The organism is Neobacillus drentensis (assembly GCF_036962765.1).
In the GTDB taxonomy this organism is placed as follows: Bacteria; Bacillota; Bacilli; order Bacillales; family Cytobacillaceae; genus Neobacillus; species Neobacillus drentensis_C.
The window spans coordinates 1-2,299 of record NZ_JBALOS010000290.1 but is presented as its reverse complement, the minus strand read 5'-3'; the positions used below and the strand labels follow the sequence as shown (position 1 = coordinate 2,299).

The 2,299-nt window shown below is 37.2% G+C and carries 3 protein-coding genes; 2 read left to right on the top strand and 1 reads right to left on the bottom strand.

Annotation, left to right across the window (positions count from 1 at the left end; all coding sequences use genetic code 11):
* A partial coding sequence (locus tag V7137_RS27215) for a cobalamin-binding protein (protein ID WP_335700960.1) occupies positions 1-755 on the top strand: 755 nt, incomplete at its 5' end.
* Positions 756-803: 48 nt separating this feature from the next.
* Here the strand turns inward: V7137_RS27215 and V7137_RS27210 are convergent.
* A complete protein-coding gene (locus tag V7137_RS27210) occupies positions 804-1,103 on the bottom strand; it encodes a hypothetical protein (protein WP_335700959.1) in 300 nt (99 codons plus the stop codon).
* Positions 1,104-1,649: 546 nt separating this feature from the next.
* On the opposite strand from V7137_RS27210, the gene V7137_RS27205 reads away from it, so the two are divergent.
* Positions 1,650-2,299: NAD(P)H-binding protein (locus V7137_RS27205; protein ID WP_335700958.1), on the top strand; the 650-nt coding region annotated here is incomplete at its 3' end.

The window sequence follows — 2,299 nt, the reverse complement described above, 5'->3', positions numbered from 1 at the left end:
GCCCAAGTAATACGGAAGTCATCGAATATCTGGGTTTAACACACTTATTAGTAGGAGTGGACGACTTTTCCGATTGGCCAGCCTCAATCGAAAGTCTCCCTAAGTTAGGTCCAGATTTGTCCATTAATATGGATTTGGTTGAACAATTACAGCCAGACATGGTCCTTGCATCTCTAAGTGTTCCAGGGATGGAAAAAAACGTGGAAGCTTTACAGAAACGTGGGATTCCACATCTTGTTTTAAATCCGCAATCACTAACTGATATTGAAAATGATTTAATGACAATAGCTGAAGCACTAGGGGAACTTGAACGGGGAGTGGAGGCGGCCCGGCAATTTCGTTTCCGCCTTGAAAAAGTAAAACAGCGAAGTGCAAATCTTAGTTACCGGCCAAGTTTATACTGGGAATGGTGGCCAAAGCCGATATTTACCCCAGGAAAAGTAAACTGGCTTACAGAGATCTCCCAGGCTGCTGGAGCAGTGAATATCTTTCAAGATGTTGAATTAGCTAGTGTTCAGACGGATTGGGAGGATGTAGTAAGTCGCAAGCCCGATTTTATTTGTCTTGCTTGGGTAGGTGTAAGGAAGGAAAAGATTCAAAAAAGCATCGTGAAAAAGCGGTCTGGATTTGAGAAGTTAGGATTTTTAAGTGATGAGCGTATTCTGATACTTGAGGAAGAGCTTTATTGTAGACCCTCTCCACGGCTCCTTGATGGATTAGAGAGGTTAGTAGAGTTAATCCATAGAAACCAATGACCATGCAATAATAAAATGAAAAGGGAGGGTATCACCCTCCTATAAAAATTAATTAAAATCCTGCTCAGAAATCGAAATCGCTGAACCCGTTGAGGTGTGCGCGTTTACCCATCCAAGCGAGGTTTCCGACACATTCGTCCAATTTGGAATTTCATCCTTATGCTGTTCTACCCAGCTCATACAATATTGCGGGTCAATATTATAATCGAGGCACTGGGCTAGAAACGCTTGGATAGTTTCTTCATTGCAATTCTGCCACGACCCACAAGTATTACTCCATACATTTTCCATTTTCGTCTGCAACGAAACCTCATTAATAAAATTACTAAATTGGAAATCGTTAGGCATCTATGTTCCTCCTTTAAAAAAATTTCACATCCTTCAGTATGTCCAACGAGAAAATAATTGAACATAAAAACCAAATTAATTTCAAAAGTTTAGAATTACAAAGGTTTATATCGCTTTGTCTTCCTCACTTAAAGGTGAAAATTTATTTCTCTTACTAATCCAATAAGCTCCCATAAATATCGCGATTTGAATAGGGACAGAATAGCTATACCGCCAATTGAAAAAAGGGTCGGCTGCTATATAGGAACTAAGAAGGGCGAAGAATATCGCTTTAAGTTCTCCAAAGATCTATTTTTCAGGTCAATTAAATCTTCAATTTTATCCACGTTTTTATCTATTATATTTAAAACTGTATCGTTATTTTCCATAATTACTTCATCAGTTTTGTATCATTCTTTTTATGTTTATACAAAAAGGCAAAATTATACTTATGAGGATTAATATTCTTCATTATTCCTGGGGATTATGCCATAATCTAAATGTAGTCGATTCATAAATTTTTTTATAGGAATTGAGTTAAATGGTTGGATCGAAAGGGGACTAGATGTGAAAAACAGAAAAAAAACGGCCCTGATTCTAGGTGCTACCGGACTAGTAGGTAATGAATTAGTAAAAATACTCACCCAACAAAAAAATTATGAAAAGTTACATTTGTTAGTTCGAAGACCGATTGAAAGCAATAATGCTGTATGTGAAGAGCATGTTGTTGATTTTGAGCAGCTTCATACATACCGAGAATTATTTCAGGTAACAGACGTCTTTTGCTGTTTAGGGACTACAATAAAAAAAGCAAAAAGCAAAGAAGCTTTTCGGAAAGTAGACTATGAATATCCAATCGAGGCAGCCAAAATAGCAAAAGTGAGTGGGGTAGAGAAATTTCTCATTATAACCGCGATGGGTTCAAATCCAAAATCAAGGATTTTTTATAATCAAGTTAAAGGTGAAGTTGAGGAATCTCTTGGTAAGTTAGATTTACCATCCGTCCATATTTTTAGGCCATCATTATTATTAGGGGAAAGATCAGAATTTCGTTTTGGTGAAAAAATTGCAGCAAAAGCAAGTGCTTTCTTCAATGTATTCATGGTTGGTCCATTACGTCCTTATAAAGCAATTGAAGCTAGAACCGTAGCAACAGCAATGGCCGCAGTAGCCGAATCTAGTAAAAGTGGAGTAAATATTTATCCATCACATACGAT